14 protein-coding genes are annotated in these 18,090 nt (G+C 66.3%); 8 read left to right on the top strand and 6 right to left on the bottom strand.

Annotated features, from left to right (window positions below; translation table 11 throughout):
- The 5 genes from QM470_RS11420 (at position 1) to QM470_RS11400 (ending at position 4,220) form a co-directional block, all read left to right on the top strand.
- On the top strand, positions 1 to 1,392 hold the full coding sequence (locus QM470_RS11420; protein ID WP_283339359.1) for a multicopper oxidase family protein: 1,392 nt from the start codon (positions 1 to 3) through the stop codon (positions 1,390 to 1,392).
- A 13-nt stretch (positions 1,393 to 1,405) separates the two neighbouring features.
- A complete protein-coding gene (locus tag QM470_RS11415) occupies positions 1,406 to 1,915 on the top strand; it encodes a cupredoxin domain-containing protein (RefSeq protein WP_283339358.1) in 510 nt (169 codons plus the stop codon).
- Positions 1,916 to 1,937: 22 nt separating this feature from the next.
- Entirely contained in the window at positions 1,938 to 2,450 is a 513-nt protein-coding gene (locus QM470_RS11410) for a DUF411 domain-containing protein (RefSeq protein ID WP_280014209.1), read from the top strand.
- A gap of 17 nt (positions 2,451 to 2,467) precedes the next feature.
- The gene (locus QM470_RS11405; protein ID WP_283339356.1) at positions 2,468 to 2,893 is read left to right on the top strand and encodes a copper-binding protein; all 426 of its coding nucleotides are present in this window, start codon (positions 2,468 to 2,470) and stop codon (positions 2,891 to 2,893) included.
- A 127-nt stretch (positions 2,894 to 3,020) separates the two neighbouring features.
- Entirely contained in the window at positions 3,021 to 4,220 is a 1,200-nt protein-coding gene (locus QM470_RS11400; protein WP_283339355.1) for a leucine-rich repeat-containing protein kinase family protein, read from the top strand.
- Positions 4,221 to 4,369: 149 nt separating this feature from the next.
- Here the strand turns inward: QM470_RS11400 and QM470_RS11395 are convergent, their stop codons facing one another.
- The 3 genes from QM470_RS11395 to QM470_RS11385 form a co-directional block, all read right to left on the bottom strand.
- Positions 4,370 to 5,200: a MetQ/NlpA family ABC transporter substrate-binding protein gene (locus tag QM470_RS11395; protein WP_283339354.1), complete on the bottom strand. Its 831-nt coding sequence runs from the start codon at positions 5,198 to 5,200 to the stop codon at positions 4,370 to 4,372.
- A 355-nt stretch (positions 5,201 to 5,555) separates the two neighbouring features.
- A complete protein-coding gene (locus QM470_RS11390; RefSeq protein ID WP_283339353.1) occupies positions 5,556 to 6,620 on the bottom strand; it encodes a porin in 1,065 nt (354 codons plus the stop codon).
- 413 nt (positions 6,621 to 7,033) lie between these two features.
- A complete protein-coding gene (locus QM470_RS11385) occupies positions 7,034 to 7,861 on the bottom strand; it encodes a MetQ/NlpA family ABC transporter substrate-binding protein (protein WP_283339352.1) in 828 nt (275 codons plus the stop codon).
- A 226-nt stretch (positions 7,862 to 8,087) separates the two neighbouring features.
- Between QM470_RS11385 and QM470_RS11380 the strand changes: the two genes are divergently transcribed.
- Entirely contained in the window at positions 8,088 to 9,089 is a 1,002-nt protein-coding gene (locus tag QM470_RS11380; protein ID WP_283339386.1) for a P1 family peptidase, read from the top strand.
- Between the two features lie 144 nt (positions 9,090 to 9,233).
- Here QM470_RS11380 and QM470_RS11375 read toward each other — a convergent pair whose 3' ends face one another.
- Together QM470_RS11375 and ettA are read right to left on the bottom strand one after the other, a co-directional pair.
- The gene (locus QM470_RS11375) at positions 9,234 to 10,229 is read right to left on the bottom strand and encodes a Bug family tripartite tricarboxylate transporter substrate binding protein (protein WP_283339351.1); all 996 of its coding nucleotides are present in this window, start codon (positions 10,227 to 10,229) and stop codon (positions 9,234 to 9,236) included.
- 273 nt (positions 10,230 to 10,502) lie between these two features.
- On the bottom strand, positions 10,503 to 12,164 hold the full coding sequence (gene ettA, locus QM470_RS11370) for an energy-dependent translational throttle protein EttA (RefSeq protein WP_066533469.1): 1,662 nt from the start codon (positions 12,162 to 12,164) through the stop codon (positions 10,503 to 10,505).
- Positions 12,165 to 12,427: 263 nt separating this feature from the next.
- Here ettA and QM470_RS11365 point away from each other — a divergent pair, with 263 nt between their 5' ends.
- Positions 12,428 to 14,320 (top strand): DEAD/DEAH box helicase, encoded by a 1,893-nt coding sequence (locus QM470_RS11365; RefSeq protein ID WP_283339350.1) that lies wholly within the window; start codon positions 12,428 to 12,430, stop codon positions 14,318 to 14,320.
- 165 nt (positions 14,321 to 14,485) lie between these two features.
- Positions 14,486 to 16,234: a M14 family metallopeptidase gene (locus tag QM470_RS11360; RefSeq protein WP_283339349.1), complete on the top strand. Its 1,749-nt coding sequence runs from the start codon at positions 14,486 to 14,488 to the stop codon at positions 16,232 to 16,234.
- Positions 16,235 to 16,489: 255 nt separating this feature from the next.
- Here QM470_RS11360 and QM470_RS11355 read toward each other — a convergent pair whose 3' ends face one another.
- Positions 16,490 to 18,076, bottom strand: coding sequence for a bifunctional aspartate transaminase/aspartate 4-decarboxylase (locus QM470_RS11355; RefSeq protein ID WP_283339348.1), 1,587 nt, complete (start codon positions 18,074 to 18,076; stop codon positions 16,490 to 16,492).
- Positions 18,077 to 18,090: the final 14 nt, after the last annotated feature.

The raw sequence follows: 18,090 nt of genomic DNA, 5'->3' as shown, positions 1-18,090 counted from the left end.
ATGCAACGCCGATCCTTTTTCACTGGCGCCGCCACGGCCGTGGCCGCCGCTTCCGTCAGCCGCGTGACCATGGCCGCGCTGCCCGAGCCCGTGATCCAGGCCAGTGCCGACACCGCTGCGCCGCTCACGCCCCCCAACGGCCGCCCCTACCACCCGGTGGTCACGCTCAATGGCTGGACCTGTCCCTGGCGCATGAACGCCGGGGTCAAGGAATTCCACCTGGTGGCAGAGCCCGTGGTGCGCGAAGTGGCGCCCGGCTTTTTCGTCAACATGTGGGGCTACAACGGTCAGTCGCCGGGGCCGACCATCGAGGTGGTGGAAGGCGACCGGGTGCGCATCTTCGTCACCAACCGCCTGCCCGAGCACACCACCGTCCACTGGCACGGCCAGCGCCTGCCCAATGGCATGGACGGTGTGGCCGGCCTGAACCAGCCGGCCATTCCGCCCGGCAAGACCTTTGTCTACGAGTTCGAGGCGCGCCGCCCCGGCACCTTCATGTACCACCCGCATGCGGATGAAATGGTGCAGATGGCCATGGGCATGATGGGCCTGTGGATCACCCACCCCAAGGCCCGCCACCCGCTGATTGCCGAGGTGCAGCGCGACTACGCCTTTTTGCTGGCCGCCTACGCGGTGGAGCCCGGCGCCGCCACGCCCCGGGTCAACGAGATGACGGATTTCAATATCTGGACCTTCAACAGCCGCGCCTTCCCGGCGATCAGCCCGCTGGTGGCCAAACAGGGGGACCGGGTGCGCATCCGCGTGGGCAATCTGACCATGACCAACCACCCCATCCACCTGCACGGCCACGAGTTCGAGGTGACCGGCACCGATGGCGGCCCCGTACCGCTGACGGCGCGCTGGCCGGAGGTGACCACCGATGTGGCCGTGGGCCAGATGCGCCAGCTGGAACTGGTGGCCGATGCGCCGGGCGACTGGTCGCTGCACTGCCACAAGAGCCACCACACCATGGGGGCCATGGGGCATGGCGTGCCCACCATGATCGGCGTCGACCACCAGGGTCTGGTGGGCAAGATCCAGAAGATCGTGCCCGACTACATGCTGATGGGCGAGCGCGGCATGGGCGACATGGGCGCCATGCAGATGCCGCTGCCCGACAACACCTTCCCGATGATGACGGGCCAGGGGCCGTTCGGGAACATCGAGATGGGCGGCATGTTCACCACCTTCAAGGTGCGCAGCCAGCTGGGGGCCAACGACTACCGCGACCCGGGCTGGTACCGCTACCCCAAGGGCACGGTGGCCTATGAATGGCAGGGCGCACCGCTGGATGCCCAGGCCCCGCGCCAGACCGCGCCGGGTACGGCCCCGGGCGCTGCCAGCGTGCACAAACCGGAATCCCTGCCCCCGGCGGCAGGCCATGCGCATTGAAAGGAAGACTCCCATGAAGACATTTCCCTGCATGGCGGCCCTGGTGCTGGCCGCCAGCGCGGCCGCCGGCGCCTTTCCCGCCTGGGCCCACGGCACGGACGCCCATGCGGCGCCCGGTGCCAGCCGCCCCACCCCCAGCCCGGTGCAAAAAGACTGGGGCCTGGCCGGCGATGGCCAGCATGCCCAGCGCACCATCACCCTGACCATGACGGATGACATGCGCTTCAGCCCCGACCACTTCCAGGTGAAGCGGGGCGAAACCGTGCGCCTGCGCGTGGTCAACCAAGGCCAGGTGATGCACGAAGCGGTGCTGGGCACCCGGGACTCGCTGGACGCGCATGCCCAGATGATGCTGAAGTACCCCGGCATGGAGCACGCCGAGCCCTATATGGCCCATGTGGCCCCGGGCCAGACCGAAGAGCTGGTCTGGAATTTCAACCGCGCAGGCAGCTTCGACTTTGCCTGCCTGATTGCCGGCCACTACCAGGCCGGCATGCAAGGCCGTTTCACGGTCACCGAATAACCCCCTCAAAAAAGGACACACCATGCGTACCACCAACACAAGCACGAGCCGCCGCCACGCCCTGGGCCTGCTGGCCGCCACTGGCCTCGCCGGCCTGACCGGTCTGGGCGCTTTGCCCGCACTGGCCGCCGCACCCGCCAAGACACCGATGGAAGTCTGGAAAGACCCGAACTGCGGCTGCTGCAAGGACTGGATCGCCCTGATGGAAAAAGCCGGCTTTGCCGTGACCGTGCACGACAGCGGCAACAGCGCCGTGCGCGCCAAGCTGGGCCTGCCGCAGAACCTGGGCTCCTGCCACACCGCCCTGGTGGGCGGCTACCTGGTCGAAGGCCATGTGCCTGCGGCCGATGTGTTCAAGCTGCTCAAGGACAAGCCCAAGGCGCTGGGCATCACCGTCCCCGGCATGCCCGTGGGCAGCCCCGGCATGGACGGCCCCGAATACGGTGGCCGCAAGGACCCGTTCGATGTGCTGCTGGTCACCCAGAATCTGATGGGCAGCGGTGTCGGCACCCGCGTCTTCTCCAGCTACCGTTGATGCACCCAGGACCTGCCATGTTTGCTTTTTCCCCCTCCACACGTTCCCTGCGCACCCCGGCCCTGGGCGCCACCCTGCTGGCACTGGGCCTGGCCTGGGGCAGCGCCCAGGCCCAGGGTGCCGCCGCGCCCATGGACCACAGCCAGCATGGCGCCCACGGCGCTGCGGTGGCAGACAGCCCTGCAACCCCGCAGGCAGCGGCTGCGGCCGACCCCACCACGGTGCTGACCTCCGGTGAAATCACCCGGGTCGACGCCCGCGGCGCCAAGCTCACCATTCGCCACGGCGACATCACCAACCTGGGTATGCCGGCCATGACCATGGTGTTTGCGCTGAAGGACCACACCCAGCTGGCGCAATTCAAGCCTGGCGACCAGGTGCGCTTTCATGTGGAAGACGCCCAAGGCCAGTTGCTGATCACCCACATCGAAGCCGTGCACTGAACCCGGGTCGCAGCCGCGGCCCCGGGCTGCGGTACATCAAGGCCGGCCCACGCCGAGAAAAAAATCCGCGTGGGCCCACCCATCTTGCCGGGAAGGTGACAGGCGGGCGCCTACACTTGGCGCCCGCATGCATACCCTGGATCAATTAGAAAGTGGCGCGCTGGCCGGAGCGCGCGAGGTGAGACTCTGCAACCAGGGTCTGACGACCATCCCGCCGGCCCTGTTCGCCCTGGCCGATACCCTGGAGCTGCTGGACCTGTCCGGCAACCAGCTCAGTTCCCTGCCCGCCGAATTCGTGCGCTTTGCACGGTTGCGCGTGCTGTTTGCCTCCCACAACCCCTTCACCCAGCTGCCCCCCGTGCTGGGCCAGCTGCCGGAGCTGGAGATGGTGGGCTTCCGTGCCTGCCGGATTGCCGAGGTCCCGCCGCACAGCCTGCCTGCACGCCTGCGCTGGCTGATCCTGACCGACAACTGCCTGACCAGCGTGCCCGACGCACTGGGCGAGCGCCCGCGCCTGCAGAAGCTGATGCTGTCCTGCAACCAGCTGACCGCCCTGCCCGCCAGCCTGGTGCGCTGCAACCGGCTGGAGCTGCTGCGCATGGCCAGCAACCGCTTCACCGCCGTGCCCGAGGTGCTGCTGCAGTTGCCCCAGCTGGCCTGGCCGGCACTGGCCGGCAACCCGCTGACCCAGGCCGGCGAGCAGCAGCTGCATGCCACCGCTGCCGACAAGGCCCTGCCCTTTGCGGACCTGGAGGTGGGTGCGCTGCTGGGCGAAGGCGCCAGCGGCCATATCTACCGCGCCCGCAACACGCGCAGCGGAACGGAGCTGGCGCTCAAGGTCTTCAAGGCCGCCCACACCAGCGACGGCACACCCCAGTCCGAGCTGGCGGCGGGCATGGCGGTGGCGCCCCACCCCCAGTTGCTGACCCCGCTGGCCACCGTCAGCGGCCTTCCCCAGGGCCAGCTGGCCATGGCCCTGCCGCTGCTGCCCGAAGGCATGCAGCCGCTGGCCGGCCCGCCCAGCCTGCGCAGCTGCACGCGCGATATCTATGCGCCCGGCCTGCCGCTGTCGCCCGGAGCGGCCCAGCACATCCTGGCGCAGATCAGCGGCGCCGTGCGCCACCTGCACTACAGCGGTGTGCTGCATGGCGATCTGTATGCGCACAACATCCTGTGGAACCCGCAGACCGGGGCCGCCATGCTCAGCGACCTGGGCGCCGCCCTGCTGACGCGGGGACTGCCGACCGCCCAGGTGCGGGCGCTGCAGCAGATCGAGCTGCGCGCGCTCCACATCCTGCGCGACGAGCTTTACGCCGTAGCGCGCTGACAGCAGCGAGCACGGCTTTCGGTCCCGGCCCGGTGGCCCGGCGGCCCGCACGGCGCAGTGCATCGGCAGCATCACGAACGAACCATGCAAGCAAAAAGGGACCGCATGGCGGTCCCTGGTGTACTTGGGCAAGCGCCTTGCGGCAGGGCTTACTGCAGGAAGGCTGGCTTGGCGTAGCCGGCAAACTTGCTGTCGATCACGGCCTTGAAGTCGGCGGAGCGGTAGGCTTCGGCCAGGTCCTTGGCCCACTGGGTGTCCTTGTCCTTGGTCTTCACGGCCACGATGTTCAGGTAGTGGTTGGGCACTTTTTCCAGCAGCACGGCTTCGGTCAGCTTCAGGCCGGAAGAGATGGCGAAGTTGCCGTTGATGATGGCGAACTGCGTGTCATCCAGAGCGCGCGGCAGGTGGGCGGCATCCAGCGGCACCAGCTTGATCTTCTTGGGGTTGGATGCCAGGTCCAGCTCCGACACGCGCAGCGGGTTCACGCCTTCCTTGATCTTGACCAGGCCGGCCTGCTGCAGCAGCAGGATGCCACGCGCCAGGTTGCTGGGGTCGTTGGGCAGGGCCACGCGGTCGCCTTCCTTCAGGTCGGCCAGGCTCTTGCGCTGCTTGCTGTACACGCCCATGGGGGCGATGGGGCCCTGGGTCAGTGCCACCAGGTCCAGCTTGCGGTCACCCTTGAACTGGTTGAAGTAGACCTCGTGCTGGAAGAAGTTGGCGTCCAGCGAACCATCGGCCAGGGCCAGGTTGGGCTGCACGTAGTCGTTGAACTCCACCAGCTTGACCTTGTAGCCCTTCTTCTGCAGCAGGGGCACGATGCCGTACTGCAGCTGGTCGATGTTGGAGCCGGCCGTGCCGCCGATCACCAGCTGCTTCTTGCTGGCGTCCTGGGCCAGCGCCGGGGCCGACAGGCCGACCGAGGCGGCAGCCAGCACGGCAGCGGCCAGGATGGAACGGCGGGTGGTGAACAAACGGGACATGGTGGCTTCTCCTGGGATCTCTCTGGCCGTCTTGCGGCGCGGGTCTTGAAAAACGGTCTGTCTGTGCAGGTAGCGCGGGTGTCGGGGGCTGGTTCAGCCCCCGCTTCTGTCACGAAGGAAACCGGTGGTGCCGGCCTGCTGCAAACGTCTGGCGGCAGTATGTCCAGAGTCGCTTCAATCTCCAACCAATAAAAATTCCAATCCTTATTCAATTATTCATATGAAGACTGAACCGTTGGCGGAAGGTATGCCACGGGGAGGGGGAGCCTGCGGCGTGCGCCGTGGCGCGCAGACATAAAAAAACCCGGCCGAGGCCGGGTAGGTCCAGCAGGGCAGACACAAGGTCTGCAACTGCTTAGAAGCGGTGGCGCATGCCGACAGCAAAGCTGGTGCCGGACTTCAGGCCGCTCAGGCGGTCATTCATGACCACGCCGTACAGGTCGGTGCGCTTGGACAGGTTGTGGTCGTAGCCAATGGTGGTGGTGGTACGGTTGCCATCCAGGTCCAGCACGCCGGCCACACGGGTTTCGATCTTGGTGCGGGCGATGGCGGCCTTGATGGTGCCGGCCGAGCTGACAGGCACGTCCAGACCCAGCGACACGGTCTTGCCTTCGTAGTTGTCGTTGTCCTTGGTCTTGGCTTGACCGTAGGTACCGTAGACCTTCACGACCTTGAAGTCATAGGAGCCACCCAGCATCCAGTCCTGCTTGGTACCGCTGGCCAGCAGACCGCCGGTGGGGTTCTGCACCTGGGCGCGTTCGTAGAAGCCGGTCAGCATCAGGCCGCCGGTGCGGTAGGTGGCGTTCACACCCACGTTCTTCTTGCTGTTGGCCGTGGCCACTTCACCGAATTGGTAAGCCAGGTTGAAGCTCAGACCACCGAAGTCAGGCGACGAGTACAGAATCTGGTTGCTCCAGCCGGTGTCAGCCGGCGAGGTATTCAGTGCCTTCAGATCGGCGCGCGAGTAGTCCGTCCACATGTTCTCGTGCAGGATCAGCGGAGACACGGTGAAGGAATCGCCGAACGGATTGGCAAACACGGAAGGCAGGAAGTTGGGCGCAGAGGTGCGGCCCAGGGTCAGCTTACCGAAGCTGCCAGCCAGCGACACATTCGCGTCACGGGCAAAAAAGGTTTCACCAAAAGCCAGGTCGTAACGACCGGGAGAGCCCGTGTCGCCACGGAAGAAAGCACCCAGCATGAAGCCGGCCTTCAGTCCGCCGCCCAGGTCTTCCGAGCCTTGCACGCCCCACCAGGAGGTGGACATGCCACCGGAGCCGACCACGCTCTTGCGGTCTTCACCGGCCAGCTTCATGGAGCCGGCATACATGTCGACCAGGCCGGTCAGTTGGACATTGCTTTGTGCGTGGGCAGCGCCCAGGCATGTCAGCGCAGCACCGAAGGCGATGAGAGTTTTTTTCATGTTGTTTCCTTGTGACAATGCGGCGATTCTCTGCTGTGTGCACAGAGGGCGTCACCATGCAAGAGGCTGGAGCCCGCTTTTTTTGCCCTGAGCGGAAAAATTGAAGCAAAAAAGCAACAATTCGCGGCCAAAGCGCCGACAAAGCCGCTGCTTTCGCACCAGCTTGGTGCAACCCATGGTTTGGCAACACCGCGGACATTTCTCCTTGCGGCGCCCTTTTCGCGGCTTATCTGCCCCCTTTCCGCCCTCTTCAGGCACCGGCAGCGCCACACCCTCCAGCACGCCCTGTGCCCTGCCCCGCAGCAAAACGTCGCCCAAAGCAAAGGGACTGCCCTGCAGTCCCTTTTTGGTGCCTGGTGCCAGCCAGTCAGGCCCTCAGGCCGGCAGACCGCAGCAGCGGCCCGTGCAGATGCTTACTGCAGGAAGGCCGGCTTGGCGTAGCCGGCAAACTGGCTGTCCACCACGGCCTTGAACTCGGCCGAGCGGTAGGCGGCAGCCAGGTCCTTGGCCCACTGGCTGTTTTCGTTGCCGGTCTTCACGGCCACCACGTTCAGGTACTGTTCGGGGGTCTTTTCCAGCACCACGGCGTCGTTCAGCTTCAGGCCGGACGAGATGGCGAAGTTGCCGTTGACCACCACGTAGTCGGCGTCTTCCAGCACGCGCGGCAGCTGGGCGGCTTCCAACGGCAGGAACTTGAGCTTGTGCGGGTTGGCCGCCAGGTCCAGCTCGGAGATGCGGGCGGGGTTCACGCCCGACTTGACCTGCACCAGACCGGCCTGCTGCAGCACCAGCAGCGCGCGCGCCAGGTTGCTGGGGTCGTTGGGCAGGGCCACCTTGGCGCCGTTCTGGATGCCTTGCAGCGACTTGTGCTTCTTGCTGTAGACGCCCATGGGGGCCACAGGGCCCTGGACGATGGCGCTCAGCGCCAGCTTGCGGTCGGCGGTGAACTGGTCAAAGTAGGCGCGGTGCTGGAAGAAGTTGGCATCCAGCGAGCCGTCGCTCAGGGCCAGATTGGGCTGCACATAGTCGTTGAACTCCACCAGCTTGATCTGGTAGCCCTTCTTCTGCAGCTGGGGCAGGATGCCTTTTTGCAGCAGGTCGTAGTTGGAGCCGGCGGTGGCGCCGATCAGCAGCTTCTTCTTGGCGGCGTCCTGCGCCAGCGCGGGTGTGCCCAGGGCGGCCACCAGGGCCAGGGTGGAAGCGGCCAGCACGGCGCGGCGGGAAACAAAGCGGGAGGTCATGGGAAAACTCGCAAAAGGGACAAAAGAGAGAATGGGGGGAGAGAATCCAGGCCACCGGACGGTGGCGGTCGCCCTTCAGTATCGCGCCGCCATGGGTAAACCCTAGAGATAAAAAAACTATTTGTTTATCACCCATCCCATATAAACCCGGCCATCGCCCTGACGGAGCCTGCCTGTGACCGCTTTCTTCCCCGCCGCTTCTGCGCCTTCCGCCGCTGTTCTCGACCTGCTGCAGCATCCCGGCCACATCGCCCGGGTGCAGGGCATCAGCGTGGGACACCACACCGACACCCGCCGCCCCACCGGCTGCTCCGTGGTGCTGTGCCCGCAGGGCGCCGTGGGCGGTGTGGATGTGCGCGGCGCCGCCCCCGGCACCCGCGAAACGGATCTGCTGGCCCCCTCCAACCTGGTGCAGCAGGTGCACGGCATCACCCTGGCGGGCGGCAGCGCCTGGGGGCTGGATGCCGCCAGCGGCACGGTGCGCTGGCTGGAAGCCCAGGGTGCCGGGCTGGACATTGGCGTGGGGCGCATTCCGCTGGTGCCCGCTGCCGTGCTGTTCGATGTGATGCTGGGCGATATGGCCATACGCCCGGATGCCGCCGCCGGCTATGCGGCCTGCCAGGCCGCCACCCGCGAACGCCCGGCCGAAGGCAGCGTGGGCGCCGGCGCTGGCGCCGTGGTGGGCAAGATCTTTGGCTTTGCACGGGCCATGAAAGGCGGCATCGGCACGGCCAGCTTCACCGTTGATGGGGTTACCGTGGGCGCCCTGGTGGCCTGCAATGCCCTGGGCGATGTCTACCACCCAACCACCGGCGAGCTGCTGGCCGGTGCGCGCACGGCCGATGGCGCCGCTCTGTTGTGCGCCCGCGATGCCCTGCTGCGCGGCGACAGTCCGCAGACCATTCTGGCCGGCAGCAACACCACCATCGGCGTGGTGGCCACCGATGCCCAGATCACCAAGCCCCAGGCCCAGCGCCTGGCCACCGTGGCCCACGACGGCCTGGCGCGCGCCATCAACCCGGTGCACACCATGAGCGACGGCGACACCCTGTTTGCTTTGGGCACGGGCCAGTCCGGCCGGACGCTGGGCCTGATGACGCTGTTCACCCTGGCCGCCGAAGCCGTGGCCGTGGCCACGGCCCGCGCCATCCTGCTGGCCGGCGCGGTGGAGGTCCCCGGTCAGGCCGGGCTGCCGTGCTGGAGCGACGGGCTGCGCCCTGCCCGCTAGCCCGCTAACCCTGCGGCCCCACAGCGGGCAGGGTACCGGGCACACGCCGGGTGCACGCCGGGAACATGCCGGCATCACGCATCCACCGCCTACCCGGACGGACCGGGTGGCCGGTGGGCGGAGATGGGGACTGGGAGGGCTGCCTCAGTCCACCTTGGCGCCCGAGGCCTTGACCACCGGCGCCCAGTTGCTGACTTCCGAGCGGATGAAGCTGCTGAACTGGGCCGGCGTATTGTGCTCAGCCACGGCACCCAGCTTGGCGTAGGCTTCCTTGACCTCGGGCTTGTCAAAGGCGGCGTTCATGGCCTTGTTCAGCTTGTCCACAATGTCCTTGGGCGTGCCCTTGGGGGCAATCAGGCCGAACCAGCTGCTCACGTCGAACGGCGCCACGCCGCTTTCTTCCATGGTGGGCAGGTCCGGCGCCGAGGGCGAGCGGGTCTTGGTGGTCACCGCCAGCGCGCGCAGCTTGCCGCCCTGCACCTGGGGCCAGGAAGACGGCATGTTGTCGAACATGAACTGCACCTGCCCGCCCATCAGGTCGGTAAGCGCCGGCGCGCTGCCCTTGTACGGTACGTGCTGGGTCTGCAGGCCGGTGCGCACCTTGAACAGCTCGCCCGCCATGTGGATGGAGGTGCCGCTGCCCGATGAGGCGTAGGACACCTTGTCGTTGTTGGCCTTGGCCCAGGCGATCAGCTCTTTCACATTCTTGGCCGGCACATTGGGCGTGACCACCAGCACATTGGGCACCTTGGCACCCAGGGCCACGGCCTCGAAGTCGCGGTTCAGGTCGAACTTCACATTCGGGTACAGGGTCTGGTTGATGGCGCTGGTCACGGCCACAAACAGCAGGGTGTAGCCATCGGCCGGGGCGGCGGCCACCAGATCGGTGGCGATGTTGCTGCCGCCACCGGGCTTGTTGTCCACCATGAAGGTCTGGCCCAGGGCCTGCGTCAGCTCCTTGGCCATGATGCGCGCCACCACGTCGGTGGTGCCGCCGGCCGAAAAGCCCACCACCACGCGCACGGGCTTGCTCGGGTAGGCAGTCTGCGCGCCGGCACCCAGCGCGCAGGTGGCCAGCAAGGCGGCTGCGGCACGGGCAATGCCGCGGCGTGACAGGGGCAGAGAAGAAGAAACGGGCATGGGGAGAGTCTCCGGAAGATGCTAGGACGGTGCGGCATGGCTGGGTGTTGCCCCCGCCTGGGCCGCGGTACCCCGCGAATCTAGGCGGCCTGCGCCTTCCGTGGCACTGGGATTTGCCCCTGCGCCGGCAGCGCCCGGTCGCGCCAGCGACAGGGGAAGCCACGCCGTGCACCGCCGGCCCCCGGGGCGTGCACACGGGCCGCCGGTACTTGCTGCACCCCATCTCCCATGAAAAAAGGCTCCCGAAGGAGCCTTTTTGCAGGACCGCAAGAATTACTTGAGGGCCTTGTAGCGGAAGCGCTTGGGCTGTGCGCCCTCTTCGCCCAGGCGCTTTTTCTTGTCGGCTTCGTACTCTTGGTAGTTGCCGTCGAAGAACACCCATTGCGAATCGCCTTCGGCGGCCAGGATGTGGGTGGCGATACGGTCCAGGAACCAGCGATCGTGGGAGATCACCATCACGGTGCCGGCGTATTCCAGCAGCGCGTCTTCCAGGGCACGCAGGGTTTCCACGTCCAGGTCGTTCGACGGTTCGTCCAGCAGCAGCACGTTGCCGCCCTGGATCAGGGTCTTGGCCAGATGCAGACGGCCGCGCTCACCACCGGAGAGGTTGCCGACCTTCTTTTGCTGGTCCTGGCCGTTGAAGTTGAAGCGACCGGCGTAGGCACGCGAGGCCATGGTGAACTTGCCGACGTTGATCATGTCCAGACCGCCGGAGATGTCTTCCCACACGGTCTTGTCGTTGGCCAGCGCATCGCGGTGCTGGTCCACGAAGGCCATCTTCACGGTCTGGCCGATGTCCACGGTACCGGAATCGGGTTGTTCCTTGCCGGCGATCAGCTTGAACAGGGTCGACTTACCGGCGCCGTTGGGGCCGATGATGCCGACGATGGCGCCCGCAGGCACGTTCATGGACAGGTTGTCGATCAGCAGACGGTCGCCAAAGGCCTTGGAGACATTGTTGAATTCGATGACCTTGGAGCCCAGACGCTCGGCCACAGGAATGAAGATTTCCTGGGTTTCGTTGCGCTGTTGGTATTCGTAATCGCTCAGTTCCTCGAAGCGGGCGATACGGGCCTTGGACTTGGCCTGGCGGCCCTTGGCGTTCTGGCGCACCCATTCCAGTTCCTTTTTCAAGGCCTTGGCGCGGGCTTCTTCACCCTTTTGTTCAGCTTCCAGACGGTTGCCCTTTTGCAGCAGCCAGTCGGAGTAGTTGCCCTTGTAGGGGATGCCGTGGCCACGGTCGAGTTCCAGAATCCACTCGGCCGCGTTGTCCAGGAAGTAGCGATCGTGGGTGATGGCCACCACAGTGCCGCTGAAACGGTGCAGGAAGTGCTCCAGCCATTCCACGGATTCGGCATCCAAGTGGTTGGTGGGTTCGTCGAGCAGCAGCATGTCGGGCTTGGACAGCAGCAGCTTGCACAGGGCCACGCGGCGCTTTTCACCACCGGAGAGCTGGCCGATCACGGCGTCCCATGCGGGCAGGCGCAGTGCATCGGCGGCGATTTCCAGCTGGTGTTCGGAGTCGGTACCGGCGGCGGCAATGATGGCTTCCAGTTGGCCTTGTTCGGCAGCCAGGGCGTCAAAGTCGGCATCTTCCTCGGCGTAGGCGGCATACACCTCTTCCAGACGTGCCTTGGCGTTGTTCACCTCGGCCATGGCTTCTTCCACGGCCTGGCGCACGGTGTGCTCGGGGTTCAGCTGGGGTTCCTGGGGCAGGTAGCCGATCGACAGGCCGGCCATCGGAATGGCTTCGCCTTCGATTTCCTTGTCCACGCCAGCCATGATCTTGAGCAGCGAGGACTTGCCGGAGCCGTTCAGGCCCAGCACGCCGATCTTGGCGCCGGGGAAGAAGCTGAGGGAGATGTCCTTCAAGATCTGCCGCTTCGGCGGCACGGTCTTGGTGACATGGTTCATCGAAAAGACGTATTGGGCCATGGATGCTTACGAAAAAAATCTGGGTTTTGGTGAGAAATCTGGGCAACCGGAGGCTGCCGACCAACCATGATTATCGACGCATGCGACAATATGCATAGCCAAGAGCTCCAGTTGCCCTTGGCATCAGCATTTCAGCTGGGGACGACGGACGCTGCTCCAGGCTCCCATTCCTTGAAATCATCTGCCTAAGACTGGCCCGGCAACCAACGCAGGTTGCCCCGACAGGCTGATACCCAGCGCCCCGGACGGGCGTATCGACAAGAATGACATTTGAAGAACTGAACCTGGCACCCGCCATTGTCAAGGCCGTGCTCGAACAGGGTTACGAAAACCCGACACCTATCCAGGCACAGGCAATTCCCGCTGTGCTGACCGGCCAGGATCTGCTGGCCGGCGCCCAGACCGGCACCGGCAAGACGGCTGCCTTCTCGCTGCCCATGCTGCACCGCCTCACGCAAGGCGGCACCCAGGCTCCGGCCGGCGGCATCCGCGCTCTGGTGCTCTCGCCCACCCGCGAGCTGGCTGCCCAGATCAACGAAAACCTCGTCAGCTACGCCAAGTACCTGGACGTCACCTCCACCGTCATCTTCGGCGGCGTGGGCATGAAGCCCCAGGTGGACCGCATCCGCAAGGGCGTGGACATTCTGGTGGCCACCCCCGGCCGTCTGCTGGACCTGCAGCAGCAAGGTCTGGTGGACCTGTCCCAGGTCGAAATCCTGGTGCTGGACGAAGCCGACCGCATGCTCGACATGGGCTTTATCCATGACGTGAAGAAGGTCTTGAACCTGGTGCCCAAGGACAAGCAAAGCCTGCTGTTCTCCGCCACCTTCAGCGACGACATCCGCGAGCTGGCCAACAGCCTGCTGAAGAACCCGCAGTCCATCCAGGTCACGCCGCGCAACACCACGGTGCAGCGCATCACCCAGGTGATCCACCCCGTGGGCCGCGGCAAGAAGAAGGAAGTGCTGCTGCACATCATCAAGGAACACAACTGGAGCCAGGTGCTGGTGTTCACCCGCACCAAGTTCGGCGCCAACAATGTGGCCGACTACCTGACCAAGCACGGCATCAGCGCCATGGCGCTGCACGGCAACAAGAGCCAGAGCGCCCGTACCCAGGCACTGGCCGGCTTCAAGACCGGTGAGCTGCGCGCCCTCGTGGCCACCGACATCGCGGCCCGCGGCATCGACATCGACGAGCTGCCGCACGTCGTGAACTACGAGATCCCCAACGTCCCTGAAGACTACGTGCACCGCATCGGCCGTACCGGCCGCGCCGGCCGCGAAGGCCATGCCGTCAGCCTGGTGTGCATGGACGAAGAAGGCTTCATGATGGAGATCGAGCGCTTCACCAAGCAGGAGATCCCGGTGCAGGTGCTCGAAGGCTTCGGCCCCGAAGCCGATGAGAAGGCCGAACCCATCGCCATGGGCCGCCAGACCATCTGGGGCGGCGCCGGCAAGCCCCCCAGCCGCGACGTGATGCAGGCCGCCGCCAAGGCTGCGCGCCAGGAAATGATGGACCGCATCCGCACCAACAAGGTGGCCCAGGGTGGCGACCGTGCCGCCGGCAAGGGCAAGGGCCCCCGCCCCGCCGCAGGTGGCCAGGGTGCCGCGGCATCCGAAGACGGCCAGCGCCGCCAGGGTCACAGCAACGGCAGCAACCGCCGTGGCAACGACCAGGCCCGTGCACCGCGCCCCGAATTCGCCGGTGAGGGCGACGCCCAGCAACGCCGCAGCGGCCAGGGCTTCAATCGCTCGCGCCAACGCCCCTCGCGTGACAACCCGCGTGCCGATGCACCGCGCAGCGACTTCCCCCGCGACGAGCAACGCGCACCGCGCAGCCAACCCCAGCGCCAGATCCGCGACGGTTACGAAGGGCCGAGCCGTTTTGACGACCAACCCCCTCGCGCCAACGCCCACCTGGGCACCCATGTGGGCGTGATCCGCAATGCCGCTCCGCGCAGCAATGGCGGCGGCGGCAATGGCGGCCAGCCTGACCCGATGCGCACCAGCGTGGACAGCATGGCCGATCGCGGCCGCCGTGGCGGCTTCGGCGGCGGCAACCGCCGCGGTGGCAATGGCGGCGGTGGCGGTAATGGCGGCGGCGGCTTTGGCGGTGGCAACCGCCGTGGCGGTGGCGGCGGTTACAACCGCTGATCCCGCCCACCTGCAGGCCCTGCGCCTGCAGGTTTTCGAACTGCAGCAGCGCGCCCTGCGCTGACACACGGACTCCCCACGCTGCAGCTAGCATTGCCCCTGCGCCACCCGCACGCCCTTGCGGCTGCGGAATGGCCTGACCGTGACCCGAGGTACCCGCACACCATGACCACGCCCTCCACTTTCGCCCCCTCCTCCCTTCAGGATCGTTCGGAAGCCCGTTCTGCCCCCTTGCGGTGGCTGAGCGTCCTGGGCGCCGCCACGGTGCTGGCCGGCTGTGCCAGTACCCCGCTGCCCGTCTGGCAACCCAGCCGGCCCGCGCCCGCTCCGGCCCCGGCGCGCACACCCGCACCCGAGGCCGCCGGCGGCTCGCCCTCCTCCATTCTGTCGACGGCGCAAACCACGCCGATCGCCCCAGCCCCTGCGCTGGAAGCCCTGCCTTACGCCGGTGAAGTGGCGCTGCGCTTCCCCGATCCCGCCGTGCGCTACCAGACGCCCGGCCTGGAAAACGGCCGCCGCAGCTTCACCACCAATGAAGAGCTGAGCACGCTGCTGCAGACCCTGTCCACCAAGACACTGGGCCAGCCCGTGCGCCTGGGCCTGATCACCATCGGCACCAGCCAGCAAGGCCGCCCCATCCATGCGCTGGTGGCCGCCAAGGCCAGCGCCATCAACCCCGAAGCCCTGGACGAGACCCGCCGCCCCACGGTACTGATCGTGGCCGGCCAGCAAGGCACGGACTTTGCCCCCACCGAGGCGCTGCTGGCCATGAGCCAGGAACTGGATGCCGGTGGCCGACTGCACCCCCTGCTGGGCCAGGTCAATGTGGTGCTGGTGCCCCGCGCCAACCCCGATGGCTTTGAAGCCGGCAGCGCCGCCACTGCGGACGGCACGCTGCTGACGCAGGATCACCTGCTGCTACAAACCCCCGAAGCCCGCGCACTGGCCAAGCTGGTGCGGGACTACCGCCCCACCGTGGTGGTGAATGCCGAGGAATTTGCCGCCATCCACCCCACGCTGGAGCAGTTCGACGCCCTGCGCGCCGACGATGCCGGCCTGCAGTACGGCCTGAGCCCCAATGTGCACGAGTTCGTGGCCAAGGCCGAACGCGAGTGGCTGCACCGCCCCATCACCGACAGCCTGACCCAGGCCGGACAGCGCGTGGACTGGGCCTACACGGCCAGCCCCACCGACAAGGTGCTGAGCACGGGCAGCCCTGCGCCCACCAGCCTGTTCAACATGGCGGCGCTGAAGAACCTGCCCAGCCTGACGGTGCAAAGCCGCGGCGCCGACCTGCAGCGCCTGCACATCCAGCGCCGGGTCCACACCCAGGTGACGGCACTGACGGCCGCGCTGAACGACACCATTGCCCGTGCCGACGATCTGAGCAAGGTGCAGTCCTTTGTGACCCGCGATGTGGCTTCCCAGGCCTGCAAGGGCCAGCTCACCGTGGCCGCGCAGGCACAGCAGACCCAGCGCGATGTGGTCATGCTGGATCCGCTGACTGGCGCCGACAAGACGGTGCGCGCCGCCTGGCGTTCCAGCCAGGAACTGCGCCCCTCCTTGCAGCGCCCCCGCCCCTGCGGCTACTGGCTGTCGCCGCAAAGCGACCGCGCGGTGGAACGCCTGCGCCTGCTGGGCGTGCAGGTGCAGCGCGTGGCCGAACAGGCCCCGGTGCTCAGCGACGGCTATGCCGCCGCCGGTGCCGATGCCAAGATCAGCGTGGTGCGCAACGCCATCGACGCCGTGCCCGGCAGCTACTTCATCAGCATGAACCAGCCGCTGGCCAATGTGGCCGCCGCCGCGCTGGAGCCCGATACGCCCTACAGCTATGTGAAGCAGGGCATCATCCCCACACTGGGCGATCTGGCCCGCGTGATGGCGCCCACCACCCTGGTGTTCGAAGAAGACTGAATAGGACTGAAGCAGCCCCAGGCGCAATGATGCGCAGCGGTGCGCAGGCACAGCGGCGCGGCCCATCGGCAGCCCCCGGACATCCCACCCCAACAAATAGCCCCGGCGCTCAGGCTCCGGGGCTTTTTTATCGCTGGCGGGGCTGCGGGGCGGCTGGCCTATACCGATCTACTCCGACCTATACCGCCCCATTCAACCTGACAGCCGACCGTCCGAGCCGCCACGCATGGTGGTGCGCAGCGGCCCGGGGTGCCGTCATTTTTTCTTCTTCCAGGCTGCGTAGTACTCGTCGGCCATGCTGCGCAGGGCCCGGCCGATGCGCGCATATTCGAACTCGTTGAGGTTGGCCAGCGAGGCGCGGCCCGAGGGGTGCGGGGTGCCGAAGCCCCGGCCCGGCAGCAGCACGATGCCGGTTTCATCGGCGATGCGGAACAGCAGCTCGTTGGCCGCAAAGCTGCCCTTCACCCAGGCCGCAAACTCGGCGCCGTAGAGCTGCTCGGAGATCTTCTCCAGATCCAGCAGGGTGTAGTAGTCCACCGAGTTCTCGTCGTCGGGGACCTCGATGCCCAGCTCGGCGTACATCGCGCCCTGGCGCCGGCGGATGACGCCTTTGAGCGCCGCCTTGTAATGGTTGCTCTCGTCCATCAGTGCGAACAGCGAGAACAGCACCATCTGCACCTGCTGGGGCGTGGACAGCCCGGCCGTGTGGTTGAGTGCCACGGTGCGGCTGTCGGCCACCAGACGGTCGATGAACTTCAGCCCGGGCACATCGGTGGTGATGGACGCGTACCGGTGTTCGAGCGAGGTCTTGTCGGCCGCAGACAGGGCCGCCAGCTTCTGGTCGATCACATTGTTCTGGTGCAGGGCGATGGTGCCCAGCCGCCAGCCCGTGGCGCCGAAGTACTTGGAGAACGAATACACCAGGATGGTGTTCATCGGGCACACCGAGAACAACGAACGGAAGTCGTCAGCGAAGGTACCGTAGACATCGTCCGTCAGGATCATCAGATCGGGCCGGTCGTTCTTGACGATCTGGGCAATCTTTTCCAGGCCGTGGTCGTTGAGCTTCACGGATGGCGGGTTGGAGGGATTGATACAGAAAAAGATCTTGATCGCCGGGTCCTTGAGCTTGTCCAGCTCGGAGTCCGGATACTGCCAGCCGGCCTCCGGATCGGCGTTGATTGCCACGGCTTCCAGCCCGTAGGTTTCCAGCTCCGGAATCTCGATGTAGGGGGTGAACACCGGCATGCCGATGGCCACCTTGTCGCCCTTGCTCACCAGCTTGTTCTGCTTGAGCGAATCGAAGATGTAGGTCATGGCGGCGGTGCCGCCTTCGGTGGCGAAGATGTCCACCTTCTTTGCCGACACGCGGCCGCCCACCATCTCCTGCATCACATACTGGCGCACGATCTGCTCGCTGACGCGCAGCATGCGCGGCGGCACGGGGTAGTTGCAGCCCAGCACCCCTTCCACCATTTCGTGCAGGAATTCCGAGGCGGACAGCCCCAGCTGGTCCCGCACATAGCTCAGCGCGCGGCGCAGAAAGGCCACGCCTTCCTGGTCCTGGAATTCACTGAGAAAGCGCTCGAAACGGCCTTCGATGCCTTCGATCTGCGGCAGCCCGCCGATGCCGCCGTGCATATAGGAAAAGGACAGCTCCGATTCCGTGGCCGCGAACAGCCCCAGGCGGAAGAAGGCCCGGCGCGGCACGGTGGCAAGGAAGTTGGGGTTGCCGCGGCCGGCGTTCAGCATGTCCTTGGCGGGTCGGCCGGAGGCCAGCTTGATCAACTCATCCTTGAGTTCGAAAGGGCTCAGCTTGGTGAATTGGCTGTAATCAGTCATCTCAATCTACTCCG

Source organism: Comamonas sp. 17RB, from assembly GCF_030056555.1.
Taxonomy (GTDB): domain Bacteria; phylum Pseudomonadota; class Gammaproteobacteria; order Burkholderiales; family Burkholderiaceae_C; genus Comamonas; species Comamonas terrigena.
This window is presented reverse-complemented; position numbering and strand designations above follow the sequence as displayed.